Source organism: Candidatus Paracaedibacteraceae bacterium (genome assembly GCA_019636055.1).
Taxonomy (GTDB): Bacteria; Pseudomonadota; Alphaproteobacteria; order Paracaedibacterales; family Paracaedibacteraceae; genus Paracaedibacter.
Genome location: JAHBYH010000001.1, coordinates 388,993 through 405,147, shown reverse-complemented (window position 1 = coordinate 405,147; position 16,155 = coordinate 388,993). Strand labels below are relative to the sequence as shown.

Genomic DNA, 16,155 nt, shown 5'->3' with positions numbered 1-16,155 from the left:
ATGAGCAAAATTGCTCTCTTCAGATTTGAAGCCAGTTTTTCTGTCGGTGCGGGGCATGCAATCCGATCCTGTGTCATTGCAGATGAATTGGCTGAAAAAGGATGGAATTGTAAAGTCATTACGACTCAGGAAACCTATGATTTTATCCCGGCCTTATCACGATTCGAGAGAATTGATCCCGATGATGAATTGAGTCAGAAAGCTGATTTTTTAGTGATTGATCATTATGGTTTAGATCATGACTATGAATCAAAAATGCGCGAATTTGCGAGAAAAATCTTGGTTATTGATGATCTTGCTAATCGTCAGCATGACTGTGATATTTTGCTTGATCAAACCTATGGCCGTGCAGTCGATGACTATAAATCTTTAGTGCCGAGTCATTGTGAAATTCTAACGGGCATAGACTATGTTTTATTGCGCAAAGAAATTCGCCAAATGCGCGATAAAGCGCTTGAGAAGAGACGTAATACAACAAAAGTTGAGAGAATTCTTGTTAGTCTCGGTGGTAGTGATCCTAAAAATTATGCATTAAAAGCTCTTGAGATGATTGTTAAAAGTGAATTTCAGGGTAAGATCGATATTGTTTTAGGGTTCACTTCAGCTAACCGTGAGGCATTAGAAAAGTACGCTCTAGAGCATAAATTGGATGCTACCTTTCATGTGAATGCTGATATGGCTCAACTCATGTACGACGCCGATTTGTGTATCGGTGCAGCGGGTAGTAGTGTCTGGGAACGCCTTTATTTAGGGCTGCCACAGGTTCTTATCCAGACGGCTGATAACCAGGCGTTGATATTTGATTTTATGAAGGATAAAGGGATATCATTTGATTTAAACGAGGCTGTCCATATAGAAGATTTTTCTTTACTTATTAATTTGATTTTAACTATGAGTTTAGGTCAGAACTTTGATTCTATTATAAATAAAGTAATTGAAAATAATTGTGCAAATGTAACGCTTCGGCCGATCTCTTTAAGAGACGTTGACCTTCTATTTGAGTGGCAAAATATTCCTGGATTGCGCAAGTATTTTCGTAATCCAGAAGTGCCAACCTATGATGAGCATGTGCAGTGGTTTAATCAGGCAATAATAAATGAGAAAGTAGCTTATATTATTCAGTTTATGGGGAATGATGCTGGCTTTATATCTGTTAGTCTGAACACAGAATCGGAATATGAGATCAATTGGTACGTGATTCCAATATTTCAGAATCGAGGGATAGGTACAAGCGCATTAAAAGTAATTTTAAGGTGTTTTGAAAAAAGGCCCCTTGTCGGATATGTTAATATAGAAAATCAGGCTTCACAAAAATCTTTTGCTAAAGCAGGTTTTGTAAAAAGAGAAGAGAATTGTTGTTGGGTTAAAAATGACTAAAAAAACGATCTTAATCACCGGAGTTGGTGGTGCAGCAGGCCGCTATTTAATACAAATGGCCCAGAAAAATGACTTTAAAGTGGTTGCAGTTGATGCAAATCCAAAAGCATATGGTTTGCTTTTTGGTGATGTCAATATTGTTGTTCCCGATTCTAGTCACCCTAATTTCTTGACTAGAATTCAAGATATTTGCTCCAATTTTGCTGTTGACTTTATTTATCCCCTTATTGATGAGGAGATTATTCCGTTAAAGTCTCTGGAAAGTGATGCCTTAAAAGTAATTTGCCCTAACGTTAAATTTGTTGAAACGGCAATCGATAAATATCAACTGATGAAAGAGCTTTCTCGTAATGCAATTGATGTTCCTAAGACGTTTTTGTTAGGTGATAATTTAGATGGGGTTGAATTTCCTGCTATTATAAAACCACGTAGTGGTAGAGGAAGTCGTGGAATCCGAATTATAGAAAATGAGGATGATTTAAAAGAGGCTTTAGAAATATTAAAAGGGTCATATGATCAGTATATAATACAATCCCTCATCCAAGGTGATGAATACACTATTTCCGTGGTGGCAAATTCTAAATGTGAATTCTTGGCTGTTGTTTCAAAGAAAATTATCGATAAAAAAGGTATTACACGTTTTGCTGCTGTTGAAAAAAATGATGTCTTATGGCAGCTCGGTGTTGATCTTGTCAAAAAATTCAAGTTAGATAACCCGGTTAATGTTCAATTAATAATTAATGAAATTGATTCTAAACCTTATATTTTTGAAATTAATCCACGTTTTTCGACTACAGTCTCGCTTACAATCGAGGCAGGTATGAATGAGTTTTTAGCCCCCTTGGATGTTTTTTTGGGAACAACATATGGTAACTACACTGAAATTAAAGAAAATTTAGTTATGTTGAGGGGGACATTAGAGGAATATATTGATTTGAGTGTATATGATGATTTAACTAACAGGATAATTTCTTACAAATGAACTATGTAGAGATTGCTAATAAAATTCAAGATATTGTAAGAAAAGCTGGATCTGTAATAATCAGTTATAAAAAAGAGAATGATCTCAGTTTTTATACAGAAGGAACACAAGTAAAAGCTGAGCTAGACATAATTATTCATAATTTTCTTGTGGAATCTTTAGGGCAGTTATTCCCTTCTATTCCAGTTCTTTCAGAAGAGTCCATAGACAGTGTAGACGTATTTAAAATTAAATCTTCTGAATATAGTATTGTGATCGATCCGATTGATGGTACGTCTAGCCTTGTTCATAATTTTCCTGGATATGTCATTCAGCTGGCATTGTTAAATTATGGGCTTCCTGTCGTGTCTGTAGTTTATGCCCCGGAATTTGATCATATGTTCTATGCCATACGTGGCGCAGGTGCATTTTTAAATTATCGCCCATTAGCTGTAAGAAAAAATCAGGATGTGATTAGAGTAATAGATAATTATCCCGAACCAATTGATTCTCTCAAGGAAATTATTGGGCGAATGAGACAATCTGAATACATTGAATCAGGAAGTATTGGTTTGAAAATTTGTCGAGTTGCTGATGGGACGGCTGATTTCTTTTTTAAAGATGTTGTTATCCGTGATTGGGATTTGCTACCTCCATATCTAATTTTATTAGAAGCTGGTGGTTATATTTCTGCGCTAGACGGGAGCGAGATAGATTTTTTTAATAACTCAGAATTTGTTCATCATGGGGTAGTTGCTATGGCGGATAAAAACTATGTCCAGTATCTGAAGGAGAATACCCATGTCTAAAAAAACGATAGCAGTTATTGCTGCGCATCCTGACGATGAGGTTTTTGGATGTGGCGGGACTTTGTTAAAGTGCAAAAAAAAAGGGTTTGATGTTCATCTATTATTCATGACCAATGGTATATCAGCTCGAGATCATATTGATGCGAATGACATGGATATACGTCATGAGGGATATGAAAAAGCTGTTAAATTCTTAGGGCCCAAAACATCTGATTATTTGGATTTTCCAGACAATCAATTAGATACGGTTCCATTTTTAACAGTGGTAAAAGAAATTGAGAAATTCTTGCTAAAAACACAGCCAGATACAATTCTTACACATTACAGACATGACCTAAACTTAGACCACAGATTAACAGCGAATGCGGTTTTAACCGCAAGTAGGCCAGGAAGCGAATGTTTTGTGCCAACAATATTATCATTTGAGGTCCCTTCTAGTACCCATTGGAACTTAGGAGAAGAGCCTTATGTGCCTAATCTGTACATTGATATATCGGATGTCATTAATGAAAAAATGAAGTATCTTGATTGTTATGCCTCTGAAATGAGAGGCTATCCTCATGCGAGGTCAATGGAAAAGATTTTAGCTCTTTCACAGATGAGAGGGGCTGACTGTTTTAAACAACATGCAGAAGCATTTATTCTGCTAAGGGGGGTCTATAATGAACTCTAAACCATATATTATTGCTGAACTTTCTGGTAACCATAACGGTGATATTAATCGAGCTTTTCAGATTATTGAAGAGGCGCATAAAGCGGGTGCTAGTGCTGTTAAGATACAAACTTACACAGCAGATACCATCACTATCAATCATGATGGACCAGGTTTTAATATTAAAGGAGGTTTGTGGGATGGATATAACTTGTATCAGTTGTATCAACAAGCTCATACTCCTTGGGAGTGGCACAAAGAATTATTTGACTTTGCAGACAAAATAGGGATTACACTTTTTTCAACGCCGTTTGATGAGAGTGCGGTTGATTTTCTGGAAGAGCTTGGGGCTCCTCTATACAAAGTTGCTTCTTTTGAGCTGACTCATTTGCCTCTAATTCGTTATATAGCTGAGAAAAAAAAGCCTATGATAATGTCTACTGGTATGGCATCATTTGCAGAAATTCAAGAAGCTGTAGCTATAGCTACAGAGAGTGGGTGTGATGATTTGACCCTTTTACATTGTGTCAGTGAATATCCCGCACCTATAGAAAATTCTAATTTAGCGACTATGCTTGATCTGAAAGAAAAATTTCCTAACATTAAGGTGGGTTTATCTGACCATACTCTAAGTAACACAGTGGCAATTGCTGCTGTGGCTCTTGGTGCGCAAGTTATTGAAAAACACTTTACTTTATCTCGTCGTGATGGGGGGGTTGATTCTGCATTTTCTCTTGAGCCACATGAGCTTAAATATCTATGTGAGGAAGCTCTAAATGCATCATTAGCGATAGGAACGGTTAACTATTCTCGAAGTGCTGCTGAATTAGGGAATAAAGTGTTCCGCAGGAGTATTTATGCGACAGACACCATTAGAGCAGGAGAGAGCTTTACTGAAAAAAACATCAGAGTTATACGTCCTGGACTTGGGCTAGAACCAAAGTTTATGCCAGATTTACTAAACCATAAAGCTATGGAAGATTACAAATTTGGTGATCCTATTTCTATAAATGAAATCAAATCAAGAGGAAAATAAAGTGTATAAGAAACAGAAGACAGTCCATGATTTTTACAGAGCATCACCCTTACCCACTCAGGAGGAATTGTCAGATTATTATCGTAATAAGTATTATCAAGAGAGTGACACAAACTATAATTCATACGATACGGAATATACATCAGAAGAACTTGATCATAAAAGGTTTGAGGCTAAACTATGTATACATGCTTTATCTAAGCTGAATGTGAAAAAAGGAAGCACGTTTGCTGAATTTGGTTGTGGTGAGGGTTTTTTGCTTGATGCTGCCCATAAAGCTGGATATGAAGTTGCCGGAGTCGATTTCAGCGAATTTGGGATTTCAAAGTGGCATCCATATTTAAAAGACTACTTTAAAGCTGATGATCTATTTAATCATTTAGATCAACTAAAACGCGATGGCCGAAAATTTGATGTTTGCGCAACAAAGAATGTACTTGAGCATGTTCTAGATCCTGAGAAGATGATGGCTGAAATGAAAAGTCTCCTTAATCCGGGGGGATATGTTCTTGTTACTGTTCCAAATGATTTCAGTAAATTGCAAAATAGGTTGTTAGAGTTAGAAATGACTAATGAAGCTGATTGGTTTTGTCCTCCGGATCATTTAACTTATTTTAATACTTCAAATATTGTTCCTTTTCTTGAGTCTCAAGGCTATAAAATTGAGGATATGTATTGTTCTTTTCCAGTTGATGTATTTTTGATGCATAAAGGCAGTAATTATGTTTTTGACTCAAAACAAGGCAAGAGCGCTCATTTCGCACGGGTTCGTATGGATTTATTAATTCAGGAAGCTGGACTTGATAATGCTTTAGAATTATATCGTTCCTTTGCTCGGTGTGGTATAGGACGTAATATCACAGTCGTTCTGAGCTCCAAGTAATAGTTATGCTTATAGATAGACCTATTTTATTTCTACCAGTTGAGATTCCTGTACGAGAGCTTGATTATAAATTAAATATTGCCCGCTATTTTATTGACGATAACTTTGATGTAATTATTGGTTTGCCTGCATACATACGTGATCAATTATCCTTGACAAACATTCAGGGGGTTTTTTTAGAGAAAGGAATAAATCCTATTCCTGAATATTACGAATCTTTGGCTAAAAAAGGGTTGTATGTTTATGATTTGACGGATGAAGGAATGGGGGCTCTCGTTTATAGTATAACGAATGAAACTGCTGTAAATACCCTTGGAAAAATGAGGAAAATATTTTTGTGGGGAAGTTATCAGAAAAATGATCTTTTAGCAAAAAATAGTTCTGCTGATCTTATTTCTAAATTTGAAGTCACAGGAAACCCGGGGTTTGATTTGTGTGTCCCTCGATTTATTCCGTATCATCAGCAGCTGCGTTCTAGAAGTTTGCCAGAAACATATATCTTAGTTAATACGAATTTTGCTTCATGTAATGGGATGTCTTGCGAGGAACAGATCAAAAATTGCCAGCAAATCAGTCAAGAAACCATAGATCATATCTATGAGATGCAACAAATTGAGACAAAACAATTTTTAGCTTTTAAAGAATGGTTGCTGAATATTATTCAAAGTTTTCCTGATGAACAATTTTTGATTCGCCCGCATCCAGCTGAATTTATAGAAGCATATGATTTTTTAAGGCAATATCCTAATGTCTTTATATCAAAAGAAGGGACTTCTAATCAAGTAATAGCCAGTGCAAAATTAGTTTTGCATAAAGATTGTACGACTGCTTTACAGAGTTTCTTGATGGAGAAACCTGTAATTTCTATTGGTGGAGAAGAGGTTCATACGGGAAAAGAACAATGGGCTCTTGCTTTCGGGACAGTTCCATTAACTGTTCAGCAAGCAATAGGTCAAATTTCCTTTATTTTAAGAACGCAAAGTCATAAGTCAGAGGATTTATTTGATATTTCTAAACGATCTAAGAGTATATTAACCTCTTGTTTTTCCAACTTAGGTAAAAGCACGCAGATTCTAAAAGAAACGATCCTTAATGATGTTGGGGGGGCGTTTGATGGGATGACTCCATATAAACTCAAAGACACTCGACCTTGGCTTGCTCGATTTAAATTGGCTATTCGACGATATTTGCCGCTACACTATAACGTAGCTAAGGCTGCTCGAGAAACATTGATTGAGTATACAAAGCGTGATATTGAAAAAAGACTTAGCCTATTTGAAGAGGTTGATCCATTGGGGATTAATTATAAAGTCAAAAAAATATATCCAAATACGTACTGGGTCAGGAAAAAATAAAATGTATAGCAAAGAACATGTGATTAGATTTCTTGAGAAAAGATTTGATGGTGTTGCTGCTGATCAAGATGCAGTGACACGCAGGTACAATAGTTATGTTCAAACCACATTTGCAGACTATCTTAAAGAATGTGTTGCTCGTTATGTATCTCAGAAAACAAAAGTTTTAGACATAGGGAGTGGTTTTGGATCTTTTGTCTACCTATTGCGTAAAGATGGAATAGAAGCCACTGGAATGGAGATTTCAGATTTTTTGGTTGGTTATGCTCGCCATCGGTTTGATGTTGAGTTTGGTGAATCAGTAGTTTCGTCTGATGAAGTTTATTTACACCAGTCAGCTTTGGCTATTCCATTTTCAGACAATAGTTTTGATGTTATTACTATTTGGAATGTACTGGAACACTTGCCTGATTACCGTGATTTGCTGAAAGAGGTGTCGCGTGTTTTAAAGCCGGGTGGGAAATTATTTATTAAAAATGTAAATTATGCTAGTTGTTTTGTTGAACCCCATTACAGAGTTTTATGGATCCCATTGTTACCAAAGTGGATTGCCCAGGTCTATCTAAAACTCCGTGGCAGGAACCCACAGTATTTGATGGAGGAAATTCATTACATCACAAACTCAAAGGTTCTAAGAGAGTTAACCCGTCATGATTATGTCATTTCATCTAGATTAATAGACAGGTTAGCTGATAAAGCTATAGATATAAAAAATCCGCTTAAGAGATTTATATTTGAGGTTTTAGACATTTGCGGATTGAGAAAAACTCTATTGTGGATTTTAAAATTACAACTTAAAAATCCATTTGTGGATTATATTGATATTATTGCGACGAAAAAATGAAAATAGCTGTTTTTGGCTGGTATGGCCATGATAATGCCGGGGATGAGCGTATAAAATACTGCTTAAACCACTTTTTAATGGGGCTAGGTGGTATTGATGGTGTAGATTTTTATGATCTGCACGATAATGCAATTAAAGGAGCTACCTCACAATTCGATGACTATGATCTAGTGATAATTGGTGGTGGTGGGTTGATTCTATCTCAACATAATTATCATGAATTTATTCATGGTATTGGAACAAAGTTATTAGTTGCAGGAATCAGTGTGGAAACAGATCTAAAGGGGAATCCCTTGAAATTTGCTCAGGCACTATTGGATAAAGCTTCACTTTTTCTTGTTAGAGATAAAAATAGCTATGAGAAACTCTTGCCTCTTGATAAAAAAAGCGTTCTAAAGTTAAGTCAAGATCTAACTTTTTTGGAGCCCTTTCCTGTCGTTCAAGGAACCAAAAATAATAACATTCTAGGATTAAATCTTCTGCCTAAACCAAAATATATCAAATATTCATTTATGGCGAATCGTGCCCTTAGTTTCATGCTGGGTCAATTATCACGGTTTGGTATTCGAGATGTCATTCCTGTTCAAGATTATTATGATATAGTTGATTCTTTGCGAGAGAAGTATTTAATTCAAGCGATCCCATTTTATACCCCAGATCAACCTCAGAATGTTCCCGATTATCAAAAAAACGATGTTAACTTTTTGAAAAAATATTGCGAACATGTACCAGATGTTTTTTCTGATAATCTTTTTGATGATTGCTCTCTTTTAGTTTGCATGAGATTACATGCGGGTATTTTTGCTGTACAAAAAGCAATTCCCTTTTTAAGTTTTTCTTATCTTCCAAAAAATCGAAATTTTATGGCATTACTGGGGTTGGAAAATTATGCGTTGGAAATAACATCTGATACAAATATAATAACCGCAATTGATAGTCTTGATAAAAATCGGGATAAAATCCGGTTACGTATGAAAGAGTTTACTGAATCAGCGCAACAAGAGATACAAACACAATTAATTAATTTTCTAAATTAAGGTATTAAATCTATGTTAGTTAAACATGAGAATGCCCTTCAAAAAGCAAAGCAGTGGATTGTTGATAACTCCATCGGTGGTGGTATTGCTCACAGTTCGTCGCTCAGCATGCCATATCCCGAAGTAACAGGGTACTTTATTCCCTCGTTACTAAAATGGGGAGAAACTGATTTAGCAAAATCTTACGGCGATTGGCTGGTTTCAATTCAAACAACCGAGGGCGGTTGGCAGGATACTGCCTTACAGACTCTTTATACTTTTGATACAGGTCAAATCTTAAAGGGGATGTATGAATTGATCCCATTTGGCAAGGAATATGAAGATTCCTTTTTAAAAGGATGTGATTGGTTGCTCACCCAAATTGATGATCAGGGGAGAATCCATACTCCGACAACTGAACATTTTTCTGGGATTGGAAGTGAATATATTCATTTGTATGCTATTGAGCCGTTAAAGCTGGCAGGTGAAAAATATGCTCGGCAAGATTATTTAGATGCAGTTGCTCGGGCTGTTCAATATTATGTATCCTTGGCCGATTTGACTGATTTTAAATTCCTATCTCATTTTCATGCCTATGTTGTTGAGGCTTTGATCGATCTGGGTCAGCATGATCGTGCTAGGCAAGCTCTTAGAGATCTAGAGTTGAATTATCAAAAAAGCAACGGATCTATTCCTGCATATCATAATGTGCGTTGGGTTTGCCTGACGGCTCTCTTTCAGTATGCATTGTGTTACTATAAGCTGGGTGAACTGGAAAAGGGGAATAAGCTTTTTGATTTTGTGCTATCAAAACAAAACAAAACTGGTGGATTTTATGGGGGGAGTGGCTGGTTTGTCACGTATTTCAAGAATACTGAAATCAGTTGGCCTGTAAAATACTTTTTGGATGCTCTGTATTGGCGGAAGCAATTAGAGAATAGGCAATGATTTCCATCATTCTTCCCGTATATAATGGTGCTGATTATCTTGAGAAGTCCATTCAGTCTGTTCTTAATCAGACCTATGATGATTTTGAATTAATTATCATTGATGACTGTTCTACAGATGCATCTAGTGAAATTGCGCAGAAGTATGCAGCACAAGATAAACGAATCACTTATCATCGTAATGATGTAAACTTAAAATTGCCTGCATCTCTAAATAAGGGTTTTTCCCTGGCTCAAGGCGAATACCTCACTTGGACATCATGTGATAATGAATACAAAGAAAATGCCTTAGAGGTTATGGCTCATGAACTTGATCAAGATCCAGATCTTGGCCTTGTTTATACTTCTATGGATATTATGGATGAACACGGGTTAACGATAAGCTCTTTAGATGCAGGTGATCCATCAGATCTTATTTTTAGAAACGTGGTGGGGGCTTGTTTTCTGTATCGAGCAAATATTGCTCAGCGTATAGGTGAGTATGATGTTTCTTTATTCTTATGTGAAGACTATGAGTATTGGCTAAGAATTGCTGGGGTGAGCAAAATTAAGAATGTACCTGATAACCTCTATCTGTATCGGCGTCATTCTAAATCTTTATCAGCTCAACGGGAACGCGACATTATTGAAAAAGGTATTGCTGTTCAGCGCCAATACTATCCCAAATTCGTTAAAAGCCATGAGCAAGCAGCCATTTTCTATGCACATTTGCGGGCTCGTGATATTTATAACCCATTGCGTCAGTTTTATTTGCTTATGGTGCTTTGGTATAGTCCTAAAGTCTTTTTAAGTGAAGTTTTTGGACTAATTAAAAGAAGGTTTGTCTGATGACGATAAAAGTGCTAACTATTTTTGGAACGCGACCAGAAGTCATTAAACTGGCCCCTCTTATTCGTGAACTGGAATCACAGCCGGATATCAAGAGTTTGACGTGTGCAACCACACAACAACGAGACCTTCAAAATGGAATTTTAAATCTATTTGGAATCAAACCAGACTATGACCTTGATCTCATGAAAGAAGGTCAAGATCTATATCACATTACAACATCTGTTTTATTGAAAATCAAAGAGATTTTAGATAAAGAATCCCCTGATTATATTGTTGTCCAAGGAGACACAACAACAGCTTTTTCTGCCGCATTAGCTGGGTTTTATAGCAAAATCCCCGTTGTTCATATTGAAGCAGGATTGCGGACTTGGAATTTGTATAGTCCATACCCAGAAGAGGCCAATCGCAATTTAATTTCAAGAATCGCAACCCTTCATATGACGCCAACTGAATTGGCCGTTCATAATTTAACGCAAGAGGCAATAACTGCTAATGTTTATAATGTTGGGAATACAATTGTAGATGCTGTTGAATGGGCGTTAAATACACACAGACCGTCAAATTTACAGGTGAAAGATGTTCTAGAGAGATCCGGAGAGAAAGTTCTGATTACGGCTCATCGACGTGAGAATTTTGGGCAGCCAATGATTGATATCTGTGATGCTATTCATGACATTTGCCTGAGGTATCACCATATATCTTTTATTTGGCCGGTACACCCCAACCCGAATGTATACACCTTGGTAAAAGAGCGTTTGTCTGATCTTTCTAATCTCCATTTAGTTCCTCCATTGGATTATGTGGATTTGCTGTGGGTTATCAAAGAGAGTAAACTAATTTTATCTGATTCCGGAGGAATTCAAGAGGAAAGCTGTATTTTGGGTAAGAATATTTTGATTTTGCGAGAAGATACAGAACGTCCAGAGGTTGTCTCTAGCGGATATGGTATGTTAGTTGGATCGAATAAAAAACTTATTTGTTCTGAATTTGATCGATTGATTGAGCAAGACTCTCCAGATGGGAGTGTTGTCTATGGTTTACCAGGTGTGTCTCAACGGATAGTGGATATACTTAGATCGCATTATAGTGAGGGGGCATGAGGCTTATTTCTCTTCATGAAAAAGCAGGGACGCAACTCGTATCTTCATATACGAAAAAATCCATTGATTTGTTTTCAGCATATTATGCTGAATATTTTGGAAATTCGTATCAACCACTAGATGTGGCTATTGACTGTGATGGATTAATTATCGGTTTTGTTCAATGTAGCAGAGTTGATGGTAGGCTTTCTTTGCCAAATGATGGTGTGATTATAACATTTTTTTCTGATGAACATTATAATAACAAGAAGTTGATTAGCTGTCTTGTTGAGACTCTTTGTAATTTTGCTCGGGAAAATGGTTGTCATGAGATATGTTTCCAAGATCAGTTTATAAATAATGGTTTGTCGGTTTTTGGAGAGTATCTGTTAAATGCAAGATTTTCCCATAAACAGGCATTTTCCATGACTATAAATCTTATGAATTTTTCAGCAGAGAAATATAAAGCAGGAATTCGTAAGAGTTATAAATCTCTGATTAATTGGGGAAGTAAGAGCCTTGATATCCAAAGGGTAAATAGGGAATCTGGAGATTTCAGTTTGTTAGAGCAATTTATGGAATTTCATATCAAAATTTCAGGAAGGCAGACTCGATCTGCTGCGAGTTGGAAATTACAATACGATATGGCAAAGGCAGGAATAGGAGAAATGACGCTAGCTTATCTTGATGGAACGTTAGTTGCAGCCTCATTCTTTGCTGATTATGTCAATACGACGCATTACTTTACTGGGGTTTATGAGCGGGAGTTGTTCGAGCATGGACTATCACACTATATGGTTTATGATGGGGTTTGTCAGTCAGCAGCACGTGGAAATTCTAAAAGATTAAGTTTTGGGAATTTTGATACCCATGAAACTGATCCAAAAGCGTGTAATATCCAATTTTTTAAGAAGGGTTTTTCTGAGATGTTAGATCCAGTAATTTTGTGGACAAAGGAATTAAAATAAAATGAATGCTGTAATTAATCAAGTCAAAGAATACTATGAACAATCATATGGAGAAATGGGTTTTGGGGCTCAACGTCGATATCCGAACGAAGAGCTTTGTCGCTTTATGGGACGTAACTTATTTTCCATTCCCCACTCAGATAGATCTCATGTAAAGGTGCTTGAGGTCGGTTGTGGATCAGGTTCTAATTTAGGATGATTGCAAAAGAAGGCTTTTCAACATTTGGGATTGACTTGTCTGAAGAGTCTTTGGCTCTATGTGGACAAATGATGCATAAATACGGAGTGGATGCACAATTGACTGCCCAAGATATGTCTCAGACTAATTTTCCAGCTTCAGAATTTAATTTCATAGTCGATGTTTTTTCCTCTAATTGTTTGCCTAAAGACTTAGGGGCAAAGTTTATAGCTGAAATTACACGTTTATTAAAACCAGGTGGCAAGTTCTTTTCATACTTTCCGTCAAAGAGATCGGACGTTTTTACTCGGCCAGGGAATTCAGCATTAATAGATTCCGATACGCTTGATTCCATATCTCGAGAGGACGCTGCATTTACCGGTCAAAAGTACCCTTTTAGATTTATGCATCCCGAAGAATACAGAGAGCTTCTTATGTCAAAAGGTCTTGAAGTTACTTATTTGGAAACCGTTGGTCGTACATATAACAACGGTAATGAATACTTTGAGTTTATTGTCGTAGAAGCACAAAAACCCTAACCCCTCACAAAAAGAAGTCAGGGATTAGTTTTGCCCCATCTTTCATGGCGTAACTGGAAAAGTCGGTTACGCCATTTTCTTTGAGGACTTGTTCGTCGGTAAAGAAGTTGCCTGTGCAGTCGCGGCTTGGGCGGTTAAAGATGGCATAGGCAGCATCTGCAACAATTTCAGGTTTGCGCATGTTATCCGTTGGGATGTTGGGATCGATGGCTTTGAAGGCATCTGTTGCAATAACAGTCACTGGCCATAAGGCATTGCAGGCAACGCCGTGATCACGGAATTCCTCGGCCAGGCCTAACATGCACATACTCATCCCGTATTTTGACATGGTATATGCCACATGGTTTTTAAACCATTTTGGATCCATGTTAAGAGGCGGGGATAATGTCAGGATGTGCGGGTTTTCTGCTTTCATTAAGTGGGGCAGGGTGGCTTGACATGTTGCAAAGGTTGCACGCATATTGACAGACATCATCAAGTCGAAACGACTCATGGGTGTCTGTAAGGTTCCTGTCAGGTTAATGGCGCTGGCATTATTGACTAAAATATCAATTCCCCCAAATTTTTCAACAGTTGCTGCAATGGCAGCTTGGACTTGGTCTTCATCGCGGGCATCCATTTTTAGCGGAAGACAATGCCCGCCTGCTGTTTCAATTTCTTGTGCAACCGTGTGAATTGTCCCCGGTAGTTTTGGGTGTGGTGTATCCGTCTTGGCGGCAACAACAATGTTCGCCCCATCTGCTGCACATTTTAGGGCGATGGCTCGGCCAATTCCGCGTGATCCACCTGTAATGAATATGGTTTTATTTCTTAAGGACATATTGTTCTCCCTTTTTATAAACCGAATTTGACGCAAAAATTACCTCTCCCGCAAGAGGAGAGATGTTTGTTTACCCAAAGCGGACGTCAGGCATATCCATCAATGGCTTAGATCCCGACATAATTTGTGAGAACAAGCTTGATGATTGAGGTAATACCTTTGTCATAAAGAACCTGGCCGTTTGAATTTTACCTTCATAAAACTCATCCTCACCTTGCCCCATTTTTTTGTTCGACACCTCAACAGCACGACACCATAGATAAGCAAGTGCGGTTAATGCGAATAATCGCAAATAATCGGTTGCAGCAGCTCCTGCTTCATCTGGATTACCCAAAGCTTTTGTTGCTGTGCCCACAGTTGCCTGTTGGAGTCGCCCAAAAACCTTGGCCAGTGGTCCAATAAATTCAGTCATAGCTTCATTGCTTTCATGAGCCTTTAGATAAGCTTCGACGGGATGGAAGAACTGGCGTAAGTAACGCCCTGTATGGGCCGGCATTTTACGGCCAATTAAGTCGAGAGCCTGAATGCCGTTTGTTCCTTCATAAATCTGAGCAATGCGGGCGTCGCGTGCAAATTGTTCCATCCCCCATTCTTGAATGTATCCATGGCCACCATAAACCTGAAGCCCTAAGTTGGCACATTCGGTACCGACATCGGTTAGAAAAGCTTTGATTATTGGTGTCATCAATTGAACAAAATCATCAGCTTCTTGTTGTTGGACTGCATCTTCACTGTGTTCCATGATATCTAGAGATTCGGCAACCCAGGCAGCAAGCATACGACAGCCTTCATTGAGCGATTTCATGGTCAACAACATTCGGCGAATATCGGGGTGCACAATCAGTGGATCAGCTGGTTTGTCTGGGTATTTAGTCCCAGTTAACGCGCGACCTTGCAACCTGTCGCGAGCATAAACCAAGGCGTTTTGATAGGCGACTTCAGCAATGCCAAGGCCTTGCATGCCAACACCAAGACGTTCTGTGTTCATCATGGTGAACATATTGTTGATCCCTTTATAGAGATCTCCTACTAGATAACCTGTGGCTCCGTCAAAGTTCATGACGCATGTTGATGATCCTTTAATGCCCATCTTGTGTTCTATTGATGCACAGAATACGGGGTTGCGCTCACCCAAAGATCCATCATCCTTGACCATGAATTTGGGCACGAGGAATAAGCTGATTCCTTTGATGCCGGAAACGGCTTCTGGGGTGCGGGCAATCACAAAATGCAGGATATTTTCTGTGAGGTCATGTTCGCCAGAGGAAATAAAAATTTTTGTTCCTGTGAGTTTATATGTTCCATCAGATTGAGGTTCAGCTTTTGTGCGCAGCAATCCTAAGTCTGTCCCGCAATGGGGTTCCGTTAAACACATGCTACCCGCCCATGTTCCTTGAATCATCTTAGCAAGATATTTATCTTTTAACTCCTTGCTGCCATGGCGTTCTAACATGATGGAAGCCCCGCGCGTCAAGCCGGGATAAAGACTGAAAGACAGATTAGCAGAACAAATCATTTCTTCGGTCGTCATCGAAATAATGTTGGGCAATCCTTGGCCGCCGTATTCAGGGTTCCCTGTTAGGGTCGGCCAACCCCCTTCAACGAAGGCATTATAGGCTTCTTTGAAGCCCTTTGGGGTAGTTACAGTATGGTCATTCCAAGTACATCCTTCTTTATCGCCGCTCTGGTTTAACGGCTGCAGGACAGTTTCGGTTAAGCGGGCAGCTTCTGTAAATACAGCTTCAACTAAATCCTTGTTGATCTCAGAAAACTTGGGCATAGATAATACACGGTCTGTCCCGATGACCTCATCAAGGACGAACATCATATCACGAACGGGGGCTTTATAGGTAGGCATGA

At 38.2% G+C, this 16,155-nt stretch carries 17 protein-coding genes; 15 read left to right on the top strand and 2 right to left on the bottom strand.

Features of this window, described 5'->3' with window-relative positions; genetic code table 11:
* From pseG to KF820_01860, 15 genes are read left to right on the top strand one after another with little or no spacing between them, the layout of a single operon-like run.
* Positions 1–1,377 carry a UDP-2,4-diacetamido-2,4,6-trideoxy-beta-L-altropyranose hydrolase gene (pseG, locus tag KF820_01930; protein ID MBX3457108.1) on the top strand — a complete coding sequence of 459 codons (1,377 nt, stop codon included), beginning with the start codon at positions 1–3 and terminating at the stop codon, positions 1,375–1,377.
* Positions 1,370–2,359, top strand: a complete 990-nt coding sequence (locus tag KF820_01925) for an ATP-grasp domain-containing protein (protein MBX3457107.1) — start codon at positions 1,370–1,372, stop codon at positions 2,357–2,359. The genes pseG and KF820_01925 overlap by 8 nt, the downstream gene beginning before the upstream one ends.
* Positions 2,356–3,147 (top strand): hypothetical protein, encoded by a 792-nt coding sequence (locus KF820_01920; GenBank protein MBX3457106.1) that lies wholly within the window; start codon positions 2,356–2,358, stop codon positions 3,145–3,147. Before KF820_01925 ends, KF820_01920 begins: the two co-directional genes overlap by 4 nt.
* Positions 3,140–3,820 (top strand): PIG-L family deacetylase, encoded by a 681-nt coding sequence (locus KF820_01915; protein ID MBX3457105.1) that lies wholly within the window; start codon positions 3,140–3,142, stop codon positions 3,818–3,820. Before KF820_01920 ends, KF820_01915 begins: the two co-directional genes overlap by 8 nt.
* The gene (pseI, locus tag KF820_01910; protein ID MBX3457104.1) at positions 3,810–4,835 is read left to right on the top strand and encodes a pseudaminic acid synthase; all 1,026 of its coding nucleotides are present in this window, start codon (positions 3,810–3,812) and stop codon (positions 4,833–4,835) included. The genes KF820_01915 and pseI overlap by 11 nt, the downstream gene beginning before the upstream one ends.
* Entirely contained in the window at positions 4,810–5,718 is a 909-nt protein-coding gene (locus KF820_01905; protein MBX3457103.1) for a class I SAM-dependent methyltransferase, read from the top strand. Before pseI ends, KF820_01905 begins: the two co-directional genes overlap by 26 nt.
* Positions 5,719–5,723: 5 nt before the next feature.
* Positions 5,724–7,073, top strand: a complete 1,350-nt coding sequence (locus tag KF820_01900; protein MBX3457102.1) for a hypothetical protein — start codon at positions 5,724–5,726, stop codon at positions 7,071–7,073.
* A 1-nt stretch (position 7,074) separates the two neighbouring features.
* The gene (locus KF820_01895) at positions 7,075–7,917 is read left to right on the top strand and encodes a class I SAM-dependent methyltransferase (GenBank protein MBX3457101.1); all 843 of its coding nucleotides are present in this window, start codon (positions 7,075–7,077) and stop codon (positions 7,915–7,917) included.
* Complete coding sequence (locus KF820_01890; protein MBX3457100.1) at positions 7,914–8,954, top strand: polysaccharide pyruvyl transferase family protein; 1,041 nt, start codon at positions 7,914–7,916, stop codon at positions 8,952–8,954. Before KF820_01895 ends, KF820_01890 begins: the two co-directional genes overlap by 4 nt.
* A 12-nt stretch (positions 8,955–8,966) precedes the next feature.
* Positions 8,967–9,881, top strand: coding sequence for a hypothetical protein (locus tag KF820_01885; GenBank protein MBX3457099.1), 915 nt, complete (start codon positions 8,967–8,969; stop codon positions 9,879–9,881).
* The gene (locus KF820_01880) at positions 9,878–10,708 is read left to right on the top strand and encodes a glycosyltransferase (protein MBX3457098.1); all 831 of its coding nucleotides are present in this window, start codon (positions 9,878–9,880) and stop codon (positions 10,706–10,708) included. The genes KF820_01885 and KF820_01880 overlap by 4 nt, the downstream gene beginning before the upstream one ends.
* On the top strand, positions 10,708–11,811 hold the full coding sequence (gene wecB / locus KF820_01875; GenBank protein ID MBX3457097.1) for a UDP-N-acetylglucosamine 2-epimerase (non-hydrolyzing): 1,104 nt from the start codon (positions 10,708–10,710) through the stop codon (positions 11,809–11,811). The genes KF820_01880 and wecB overlap by 1 nt, the downstream gene beginning before the upstream one ends.
* The gene (locus tag KF820_01870; protein MBX3457096.1) at positions 11,808–12,758 is read left to right on the top strand and encodes a GNAT family N-acetyltransferase; all 951 of its coding nucleotides are present in this window, start codon (positions 11,808–11,810) and stop codon (positions 12,756–12,758) included. Before wecB ends, KF820_01870 begins: the two co-directional genes overlap by 4 nt.
* Position 12,759: 1 nt before the next feature.
* Entirely contained in the window at positions 12,760–12,957 is a 198-nt protein-coding gene (locus tag KF820_01865; protein MBX3457095.1) for a hypothetical protein, read from the top strand.
* Positions 12,954–13,475, top strand: a complete 522-nt coding sequence (locus KF820_01860) for a class I SAM-dependent methyltransferase (GenBank protein MBX3457094.1) — start codon at positions 12,954–12,956, stop codon at positions 13,473–13,475. The genes KF820_01865 and KF820_01860 overlap by 4 nt, the downstream gene beginning before the upstream one ends.
* 4 nt (positions 13,476–13,479) lie before the next feature.
* Here the strand turns inward: KF820_01860 and KF820_01855 are convergent, their stop codons facing one another.
* Both KF820_01855 and KF820_01850 read right to left on the bottom strand, forming a co-directional pair.
* Positions 13,480–14,295 carry an NAD(P)-dependent oxidoreductase gene (locus tag KF820_01855; protein ID MBX3457093.1) on the bottom strand — a complete coding sequence of 272 codons (816 nt, stop codon included), beginning with the start codon at positions 14,293–14,295 and terminating at the stop codon, positions 13,480–13,482.
* A 70-nt stretch (positions 14,296–14,365) separates the two neighbouring features.
* Positions 14,366–16,153 carry an acyl-CoA dehydrogenase C-terminal domain-containing protein gene (locus KF820_01850; protein ID MBX3457092.1) on the bottom strand — a complete coding sequence of 596 codons (1,788 nt, stop codon included), beginning with the start codon at positions 16,151–16,153 and terminating at the stop codon, positions 14,366–14,368.
* Between the last annotated feature and the right edge of the window lie 2 nt (positions 16,154–16,155).

Excerpts from the sequence above, each read along its gene's own strand:
- KF820_01850 (MBX3457092.1), bottom strand. The coding sequence starts at position 16,153 with ATGCCTACCTATAAAGCCCCCGTTCGTGATATGATGTTCGTCCTTGAT.
- KF820_01915 (MBX3457105.1), top strand. The coding sequence starts at position 3,140 with ATGTCTAAAAAAACGATAGCAGTTATTGCTGCGCATCCTGACGATGAG.
- pseG (MBX3457108.1), top strand. The coding sequence starts at position 1 with ATGAGCAAAATTGCTCTCTTCAGATTTGAAGCCAGTTTTTCTGTCGGT.
- KF820_01890 (MBX3457100.1), top strand. The coding sequence starts at position 7,914 with ATGAAAATAGCTGTTTTTGGCTGGTATGGCCATGATAATGCCGGGGAT.
- KF820_01880 (MBX3457098.1), top strand. The coding sequence starts at position 9,878 with ATGATTTCCATCATTCTTCCCGTATATAATGGTGCTGATTATCTTGAG.
- KF820_01870 (MBX3457096.1), top strand. The coding sequence starts at position 11,808 with ATGAGGCTTATTTCTCTTCATGAAAAAGCAGGGACGCAACTCGTATCT.
- pseI (MBX3457104.1), top strand. The coding sequence starts at position 3,810 with ATGAACTCTAAACCATATATTATTGCTGAACTTTCTGGTAACCATAAC.
- KF820_01920 (MBX3457106.1), top strand. The coding sequence starts at position 2,356 with ATGAACTATGTAGAGATTGCTAATAAAATTCAAGATATTGTAAGAAAA.
- wecB (MBX3457097.1), top strand. The coding sequence starts at position 10,708 with ATGACGATAAAAGTGCTAACTATTTTTGGAACGCGACCAGAAGTCATT.
- KF820_01895 (MBX3457101.1), top strand. The coding sequence starts at position 7,075 with ATGTATAGCAAAGAACATGTGATTAGATTTCTTGAGAAAAGATTTGAT.
- KF820_01925 (MBX3457107.1), top strand. The coding sequence starts at position 1,370 with ATGACTAAAAAAACGATCTTAATCACCGGAGTTGGTGGTGCAGCAGGC.
- KF820_01860 (MBX3457094.1), top strand. The coding sequence starts at position 12,954 with ATGATTGCAAAAGAAGGCTTTTCAACATTTGGGATTGACTTGTCTGAA.
- KF820_01885 (MBX3457099.1), top strand. The coding sequence starts at position 8,967 with ATGTTAGTTAAACATGAGAATGCCCTTCAAAAAGCAAAGCAGTGGATT.
- KF820_01865 (MBX3457095.1), top strand. The coding sequence starts at position 12,760 with ATGAATGCTGTAATTAATCAAGTCAAAGAATACTATGAACAATCATAT.
- KF820_01855 (MBX3457093.1), bottom strand. The coding sequence starts at position 14,295 with ATGTCCTTAAGAAATAAAACCATATTCATTACAGGTGGATCACGCGGA.
- KF820_01905 (MBX3457103.1), top strand. The coding sequence starts at position 4,810 with ATGAAATCAAATCAAGAGGAAAATAAAGTGTATAAGAAACAGAAGACA.
- KF820_01900 (MBX3457102.1), top strand. The coding sequence starts at position 5,724 with ATGCTTATAGATAGACCTATTTTATTTCTACCAGTTGAGATTCCTGTA.